Source organism: Pseudogracilibacillus sp. ICA-222130 (assembly GCF_037892545.1).
Taxonomy (GTDB): domain Bacteria; phylum Bacillota; class Bacilli; order Bacillales; family Amphibacillaceae; genus Pseudogracilibacillus.
This window is the reverse complement of the sequence record NZ_JBBKBG010000030.1, coordinates 23517-32730: the sequence shown is the minus strand read 5'-3', so window position 1 is coordinate 32730 and position 9214 is coordinate 23517. Positions and strand designations below refer to the sequence as shown.

At 38.4% G+C, this 9214-nt stretch carries 5 protein-coding genes; all 5 read left to right on the top strand.

All coding sequences use genetic code 11. The annotated features are described in order from the left end of the window. Window positions 1–408 precede the first annotated feature (408 nt). The 5 genes from rpoB (at window position 409) to rpsG (ending at window position 9194) form a co-directional block, all read left to right on the top strand. Window positions 409–3945, top strand: a complete 3537-nt coding sequence (gene rpoB / locus WKT09_RS11195; RefSeq protein ID WP_340416095.1) for a DNA-directed RNA polymerase subunit beta — start codon at window positions 409–411, stop codon at window positions 3943–3945. A gap of 136 nt (window positions 3946–4081) precedes the next feature. Further along, a complete protein-coding gene (gene rpoC / locus WKT09_RS11190) occupies window positions 4082–7687 on the top strand; it encodes a DNA-directed RNA polymerase subunit beta' (RefSeq protein ID WP_340416094.1) in 3606 nt (1201 codons plus the stop codon). Between the two features lie 200 nt (window positions 7688–7887). Further along, window positions 7888–8142, top strand: a complete 255-nt coding sequence (locus WKT09_RS11185; RefSeq protein ID WP_340416092.1) for a ribosomal L7Ae/L30e/S12e/Gadd45 family protein — start codon at window positions 7888–7890, stop codon at window positions 8140–8142. Window positions 8143–8270: 128 nt separating this feature from the next. After that, entirely contained in the window at window positions 8271–8681 is a 411-nt protein-coding gene (rpsL, locus tag WKT09_RS11180) for a 30S ribosomal protein S12 (protein WP_336267157.1), read from the top strand. A gap of 42 nt (window positions 8682–8723) precedes the next feature. Beyond that, the gene (gene rpsG / locus WKT09_RS11175; protein ID WP_340416091.1) at window positions 8724–9194 is read left to right on the top strand and encodes a 30S ribosomal protein S7; all 471 of its coding nucleotides are present in this window, start codon (window positions 8724–8726) and stop codon (window positions 9192–9194) included. The last annotated feature ends 20 nt before the right edge of the window (window positions 9195–9214 follow it).

Here is a 9214-nt window from a genome sequence, read left to right as displayed (position 1 = left end):
GCACATAAAGGTAAGCTTGACTAGAGTTGGTATATATGGTAGAATGTATAGATGCTACCATGTTTTTCTTTATGTCAAGTGTATATGTATAAAGCATTGGGAAGTTGTTAATAATGATGCGAGTAAGTAAATTGCTCTATATGTTAAGGAAAGTTAATTGTTTATATGATAATAAAAAAGGATTTTCATGATCATAGAGGATCTTTTCTATTTTTGTATAAATAGAGAACTTTCTTTTGTCGTGCCTATTGCATAGGTGTGACATGTCTTTTGTAGAAGGAATGTTCGTATATTAACTAAAAAAATAATAACGCACATTACAAAAAAAGACAAGTTTTAAATGTTTTTTGTAAGTTTTAAGGTTTTAATCCTTTTTAAATAAAATGTTTGATTTTAGGGGTGAAGCAGTTGGCAGGTCAACTAGTTCAGTATGGACGTTTTCGTCAGCGTAGAAGTTATGCACGTATTAGTGAAGTGTTAGATTTACCGAATTTAATTGAGATTCAAACAGCTTCTTATGAGTGGTTTTTACAAGAAGGTTTGAAGGAAATGTTTGAGGACATTTCCCCGATTGAAGATTTTGCAGGAAATCTATCGCTAGAGTTTATCGATTATAGTTTAGGTGAATCGAAGTACCCGATTGAAGAGTCGAAGGAACGAGATGTGACGTATAGTGCGCCACTTCGTGTGAAAGTTCGACTGATTAACAACCAAACTGGTGAAGTAAAAGAACAAGAAGTATTCATGGGAGATTTCCCACTTATGACGGATACTGGTACTTTCGTTATTAACGGGGCGGAACGCGTAATTGTTTCACAGTTAGTTCGTTCGCCAAGTGTGTATTATAGCGATAAAATTGATAAAAACGGAAAACGTGGATTAACAGCGACCGTAATTCCCAACCGTGGAGCATGGTTAGAATTTGAAACAGACGCAAGAGATGTCGTTTACGTACGAATTGATCGAACTCGTAAACTTCCTGCAACTGTATTGCTTCGTGCGCTTGGAATGAATACAGACCAAGAGATTATCGATTTATTCGGTGATAACGAGTATTTAAGAAACACATTAGAAAAAGACAATATTGAAACGACGGAAAAAGCGTTACTAGAAATTTATGAGCGTTTACGTCCTGGTGAACCACCAACGGTCGAAAATGCAAAGAGTTTATTAATTTCACGCTTCTTTGATCCGAAGCGTTATGATTTAGCGCATGTCGGTCGTTATAAAATGAACAAAAAATTAAGCATTAAAAACCGTCTATTTAACCAAACGTTAGCAGAAACAATCGTCGATACGGAAACAGGGGAAGTGTTAGGGGAAAAAGGCGATAAAATCGACCGTAAATTGCTAAACACTTTAATTCCGTATTTAGAGCGAAATGAAAACAAATTAAACAAAGAAGAAATAACATTATACAACGGAGTGGTGGATGAAGAATCTGAAGTCCAAGTTGTAAAAATTATGGACCCGACAGATAGTGAAGGGGAAAGAGTATTACATGTTGTTGGAAATGCAGATGTGTCAAATGATGTGAAACATATTACGACAGCAGATATTCTATCTTCGATGAGTTATTTCTTTAACTTATTACATGATGTTGGTCACACAGACGATATCGATCACCTTGGAAACCGTCGTTTACGCTCGGTTGGTGAATTATTACAAAACCAATTCCGTATCGGTTTATCGAGAATGGAACGAGTGGTACGTGAACGTATGTCGATTCAAGACACATCAAGTATTACGCCACAACAATTAATTAATATTCGTCCAGTTATTGCGTCCATTAAAGAGTTCTTTGGTAGTTCACAATTATCTCAGTTTATGGACCAAACGAACCCGTTAGCAGAATTAACACATAAACGTCGTTTATCTGCCTTAGGGCCTGGTGGTTTAACGAGAGAACGTGCAGGTATGGAAGTTCGTGACGTACACTATTCTCACTATGGAAGAATGTGTCCAATTGAAACGCCAGAGGGACCAAACATCGGTCTAATTAACTCCTTATCGAGTTATGGAAAAGTAAATGCGTTTGGATTTATTGAAACACCATATCGTCGAGTAGATGTAGAAGAAAACCGTGTAACAGAACAAATCGACTACTTAACAGCGGATGAAGAAGATAACTATGTTGTAGCACAAGCGAACGCGCCATTAGATGAAAATGGTCATTTCTTAAATGATGAAGTTATTGCACGTTTCCGTGGGGAAAACATTGTTGTACCACGTGAACAAATTGATTATATGGACGTTTCGCCGAAGCAAGTAGTGTCAGCGGCGACAGCTTGTATTCCTTTCTTAGAAAATGATGACTCGAACCGTGCGTTAATGGGTGCGAACATGCAACGTCAAGCAGTACCTCTATTAGAGCCAGAAGCACCTACAGTTGGTACTGGGATGGAGTATGTAGCAGGGAAAGACTCCGGAGCAGCGATTATTTGCCGACATGGCGGAATTGTTGAAAGAGTTGAAGCGAAGGAAATTGTGGTTCGTCGTATTGCTGAAGTAGATGGAAAAGAAGTAGAAGGCGATACAGATACGTATCGTTTAAGTAAATATATTCGTTCCAACCAAGGTACTTGTTACAACCAACGTCCGATTGTTCACCAAGGAGATCGTGTTGTGAAAGGAGAAGTTTTAGCAGACGGACCTTCGATGGAAAAAGGTGAATTAGCTTTAGGACGTAACGTTTTAGTCGCATTCATGACTTGGGAAGGGTATAACTACGAAGATGCGATTATTATGAGCGAAAAATTAGTGAAAGACGATGTATTCACATCCATTCATATTGAAGAATACGAAGCTGAAGCTCGTGATACGAAGTTAGGACCGGAAGAAATTACTCGTGATATTCCTAACGTTGGAGAAGATGCATTAAAGAACTTGGATGAAGACGGGATTATCCGTATTGGTGCAGAAGTAAAAGACGGCGATATTTTAGTAGGAAAAGTAACACCTAAAGGGGTAACAGAATTATCTGCCGAAGAACGTCTGTTACATGCAATTTTTGGTGAAAAGGCTCGTGAAGTACGTGATACATCACTACGTGTACCACACGGTGCAGGTGGAATTATCCACGACGTTAAAATCTTCAATCGTGAAGATGGTGACGAATTAAAGCCTGGTGTGAACCAATTAATTCGTGTTTACATCGTTCAAAAGCGTAAAATCTCTGAAGGGGATAAGATGGCAGGTCGTCACGGAAACAAAGGGGTAATTTCAAAACTATTACCAGAAGAAGATATGCCTTACTTACCAGACGGTACACCAGTTGATATTATGTTAAACCCATTAGGGGTACCTTCACGTATGAATATTGGACAAGTGTTTGAGCTCCATTTAGGAATGGCGGCACGAGAGTTAGGTATTCATGTTGCATCACCAGTTTTTGATGGTGCATCTGAAGAAGACGTATGGGAAACATTACAGGAAGCAGGCATGGCAGAAGATGCAAAAACGATTCTTTATGATGGTCGAACTGGAGAACCATTCGATAACCGTGTGTCTGTAGGGGTTTCTTATATGATTAAACTATCACATATGGTAGACGACAAGCTTCACGCGAGATCTACTGGACCATACTCATTAGTTACGCAACAGCCACTAGGTGGGAAAGCACAATTTGGTGGACAGCGATTTGGTGAGATGGAAGTATGGGCACTTGAAGCATACGGTGCAGCATATACATTACAAGAAATTTTAACGGTAAAATCAGACGATATCGTCGGACGTGTACAGACATATGAATCTATCGTAAAAGGTCATAATGTACCAGAACCGGGTGTACCTGAATCATTTAAAGTACTCATTAAAGAGTTACAAAGTTTAGGTATGGACGTTAAAATGTTATCAAGTAATCAAGAGGAAATAGACTTACGTGCTTTAGAAGAAGATGATTCAGATATGGAAGACACGTTAAACTTAGAAATTAAACAAGACTAAGGACGTAAAAAGAAATGGAGTGGCAGCTTTGGTTGCCCTCTACTTTCTAAAGCAGTTTTAAATGGAACTGCTAGTCCTATATTTTATATAAATGTTTGAATAATTTAGAGCGGATAAAAAATGGGAGGTAGAGCCCTTGCTAGATGTAAATAACTTTGAGTATATGAAAATCGGTTTAGCTTCGTCAGAAAAGATTCGTTCTTGGTCTTATGGAGAAGTGAAAAAGCCAGAAACAATCAACTACCGAACTTTAAAGCCGGAAAAAGATGGCTTGTTCTGTGAACGTATTTTCGGACCGCAAAAAGACTGGGAATGTCATTGTGGAAAATATAAAAGAGTAAGATACAAAGGTGTAGTTTGTGATCGATGTGGAGTAGAAGTAACGAAGTCGAAAGTACGTCGTGAACGAATGGCTCACATTGAATTAGCTGCCCCAGTATCACATATTTGGTATTTTAAAGGAATTCCAAGCCGTATGGGACTTGTTTTAGATATGTCCCCACGTGCTTTGGAGGAAATCTTATACTTTGCAGCTTATGTTGTAACAGATTCTGGAGATACTCCATTAGAGAAGAAGCAACTTCTCTCTGAAAAGGAATATCGTGAGCTATATGGTAAATATGGTAATGCGTTTAAAGCTGAAATGGGCGCAGAAGCGATACGTAAATTATTACAAGATATAGATTTAGAGGCGGAAGTACTTGAATTAAAAGAAGAATTAAAAACGGTTCAAGGTCAAAGAAGAACGAGAGCAATTCGTCGTTTAGAAGTAATGGAAGCATTCCGTCATTCTGGAAACAAACCTGAATGGATGGTATTAGATGTACTTCCTGTGATCCCGCCAGAAATTCGCCCGATGGTACAGTTAGATGGTGGACGTTTTGCAACATCTGATTTAAACGATTTATACCGTCGTGTTATTAACCGAAATAACCGTTTAAAACGTCTATTAGATTTAGGTGCACCGAGCATCATCGTACAAAACGAAAAACGTATGTTACAAGAAGCTGTGGATGCATTAATTGATAATGGTCGCCGAGGACGTCCGGTAACAGGTCCTGGAAACCGTCCATTAAAATCTTTATCACACATGTTAAAAGGGAAACAAGGTCGTTTCCGTCAAAACTTATTAGGAAAACGTGTAGACTACTCTGGTCGTTCCGTTATTGTTGTAGGACCGAGCCTAAAAATGTATCAGTGTGGATTACCGAAAGAAATGGCATTAGAGTTATTTAAGCCGTTTATTATGAAAGAATTAGTGAGTAGAAATATTGCACACAATATTAAATCAGCAAAACGTAAAATCGAACGTGTACATCCTGAAGTGTGGGATGTATTAGAAGAAGTTATTAAAGAACATCCAGTTTTATTAAACCGTGCTCCGACATTACACAGATTAGGGATTCAAGCATTCGAACCGACATTAGTAGAAGGTCGTGCGATTCGCTTACACCCATTAGTTTGTACAGCTTATAACGCTGACTTTGACGGGGACCAGATGGCTGTTCACGTACCACTATCTGCAGAAGCACAAGCAGAAGCGCGTATTTTAATGTTAGCAGCTCAAAACATCTTAAACCCAAAAGATGGAAAACCAGTAGTTACACCTTCACAAGACATGGTTTTAGGTAACTACTATTTAACATTAGAAATTGCTGGAGATGTTGGTGAAGGTAAAATATTTAAAGATACGAATGAGGCACTCATTGCTTATCAAAATGGTCATGTACATTTACATTCACGTGTGGCGATTGAAGCATCTAGCTTAAATAATCCGACATTTACAGAAGAACAAAACGAGAAATTATTAATGACAACAGTTGGGAAGATAATATTTAATGAGATTATTCCATCTTCATTCCCATATATTAATGAACCAACACGTCAGAACTTAGAGATTGCGACTCCGGATAAATTCTTTATCGAGAAAGGGCAAGATGTGAACGAGGCGATTCAAAACGCCGAAATCATTTTACCGTTTAAGAAAGGTATTTTAGGAGATATTATCGCAGAAGTTTTCAAGAAATATCATATTGCTGAAACTTCAAAAATGTTAGACCGTTTAAAAGACCTAGGTTTCAAATACTCTACAAAAGCAGGAATGACAGTAGGTATTTCAGATATCGTTGTTTTAGCGGAAAAAGAAGCATTATTAGAAGAAGCACAAAAGAAAGTAGACCAAGTGTTAAAGCAATTTAAACGTGGATTAATTACGGATGAAGAACGTTATAGCCGTGTTATTTCTATCTGGTCTGATGTAAAAGATGTGATCCAAGATAGATTAATGGCTTCTTTAGATAAAACGAACCCAATTTATATGATGAGTGATTCAGGTGCCCGTGGTAACCCGTCTAACTTTACACAGTTAGCTGGAATGCGTGGACTAATGGCCAACCCAGCTGGACGTATTATTGAATTACCGATTCGTTCGAGCTTCCGTGAAGGATTAACGGTATTAGAGTACTTCATCTCTACGCACGGTGCGCGTAAAGGGTTAGCAGATACAGCGCTGAAAACGGCTGACTCTGGTTACTTAACGAGACGTTTAGTAGATGTTGCTCAAGATGTCATTGTAAGAGAATCAGATTGTGGAACAGACCGTGGCTTAAAAGTAACAGAGTTATCTGTTGGAGCAGAGGTTGTAGAACCACTTATTGACCGTCTTGTAGGAAGAACAGCGTTTGAAGATATTGTACATCCAGAAACAGAAGAAGTAATGGTTCATGCGAACGAAATTATTTCGGAGGATCAGGCGAAAGAAGTTGTAAATGCAGGGATTGAAGAAGTAATCATTCGATCTGTATTTACGTGTAACACAAAACACGGTGTATGTAAGAAATGTTATGGTCGTAACTTAGCAACAGGTGCAAACGTGGAAGTGGGAGAGGCAGTAGGAATTATTGCTGCACAATCTATCGGAGAGCCTGGTACACAGTTAACGATGCGTACATTCCACACAGGTGGAGTTGCAGGGGACGACATTACACAAGGTTTACCGAGAATCCAAGAACTATTTGAAGCGAGAAACCCGAAAGGTCAAGCGGTTATCAGTGAGTTTGACGGATATATCCAAGAAGTTCGTGAAACGAAAGATAAACGTGAAATCGTCGTTGAAAATGATGTGGAAAGTGTTGCTTACACGGTACCATACAACGCAAGATTGAAAGTAACAAAAGGAGACGAAGTAATTGCAGGTCAAGAATTAACAGAAGGTTCTATTGATCCGAAAGAATTACTGCGTGTCCAAGGTGTGGAAGGTGTTCAAGCATATTTACTACGTGAAGTACAACGAGTTTACCGTATGCAAGGGGTAGAAATTGGTGACAAACACGTAGAAGTAATGGTTCGCCAAATGTTACGTAAGATTAAAGTGTTAGAGTCTGGAGATACGGACGTATTACCAGGTACTTTAATCGATGTACACCAGTTTAAAGAAGTGAATAATGAAATTTTACTCGAAGGTAAAGAGCCAGCAGTTGGAGAGCCAGTACTACTAGGTATTACAAAAGCTTCGTTAGAAACAGATTCCTTCTTATCAGCAGCATCATTCCAAGAAACGACGAGAGTTCTTACAGATGCAGCTATTAAAGGAAAAACAGACGAATTACTCGGCTTAAAAGAGAACGTCATTATCGGGAAATTAATTCCTGCTGGAACGGGTATGCAACGTTACCGTAAAATGGAAGCAGAATTAGTGGTAGAAGAAGAAATTGATGAAGAAGAAGTCGAAGTAGAACAATAAGTAATGAAAAGGTTGGAGCAATTAAAAAGAAAACATGAATGAAGAACAAAATAGTCTAACATGTGTTTTCTACTCCTTGTCTTTGTTCCAACCTTTTCTTTTATATAAAAATTGTAAAATCTATTGACAACTTCCAACGTAAATGATATTCTATTTGAGGTGTTTCCGTCATATTGATTTTTTTAATGGAGGAGTAAGGAATGGCTTACGAGCGTATCACACAGCTTCATTCAAAGTTAATAATCGGAACCAAACAAACGATAAAAGCGATGAATAATGGAGAAGTAAGCGAATTGTTTGTTGCAACAGATGCGGCAGAGCATATTACGAATAAAGTAATCAATGTAGCCCGAAAAAACAATATAGTTTATACGATGGTCGATTCGAAAGCAGCGCTTGGAAAAGCATGCAAAATTGATGTCGATGCATCCGTTGTCGCAATAAAACGTACATAGATTTATTCTATGTCATTACTTTTACCTGAAAATGAACCACCTGGTAATGTGGGTAAAGAAACTTATGTTGCCGTGGCAATTTACATTCATTACAAATGAACATTATTTTATAGAGAGGGGGAAAACAAATGCCTACAATTAACCAACTAATCCGTAAAGGTCGTGTGAGCAAACCTAAGAAATATGACTCACCAGCATTAGGCCGTGGATATAATAGCTTCAAAAAGAAGTTTACAAACGTGAACTCGCCACAGAAACGTGGAGTATGTACACGTGTTGGAACATTAACTCCTAAAAAACCGAACTCAGCACTTCGTAAATATGCACGTGTTCGTTTATCAAATAATATGGAAGTTACTGCGTACATCCCGGGAATTGGACATAATTTACAAGAACACAGCGTAGTGTTACTACGTGGTGGACGTGTAAAAGACTTACCAGGGGTACGTTACCATATCGTTCGTGGTGCACTTGACACTGCAGGAGTAGAAGGACGTAAACAAGGTCGTTCTAAATATGGTGCGAAAAAAGGTAAATAATTAAAAGAAGAAATTAAGAATGTAGAGAGAGGAGGAAGACATATGCCACGTAAAGGACCAGTTGCAAAAAGAGACGTATTAGCAGATCCGATTTACGGTTCAAAGTTAGTAACACGTTTAATTAACCAAATTATGATTGATGGAAAACGCGGGAAAGCTGAGAAGATTTTATATAATGCGTTTGAATTAGTACAAGAGAAAAGCGGTCAGAATCCAATGGAAGTATTTGAAGAGGCAATGAAAAACGTTATGCCTGTTCTTGAAGTTAGAGCACGCCGTGTTGGTGGATCAAACTATCAAGTTCCAATGGAAGTTCGTCCAGAACGTCGTCAGGCATTAGGTCTTCGTTTCATCGTTAACTACTCACGCCTACGCGGAGAGAAAACAATGGAAGAAAGATTAGCTTACGAAATTATTGATGCTTCAAACAACACAGGAGCTTCAGTTAAAAAACGCGAAGATTTACACAAAATGGCAGAAGCGAACAAAGCGTTTGCTCACTACCGTTGGTAATATAATAAAATCAATAAGCG

Coding starts and splice junctions, on each gene's coding strand:
- WKT09_RS11185 (WP_340416092.1), top strand. CDS start 7,888: ATGGCTTACGAGCGTATCACACAGCTTCATTCAAAGTTAATAATCGGA.
- rpsG (WP_340416091.1), top strand. CDS start 8,724: ATGCCACGTAAAGGACCAGTTGCAAAAAGAGACGTATTAGCAGATCCG.
- rpsL (WP_336267157.1), top strand. CDS start 8,271: ATGCCTACAATTAACCAACTAATCCGTAAAGGTCGTGTGAGCAAACCT.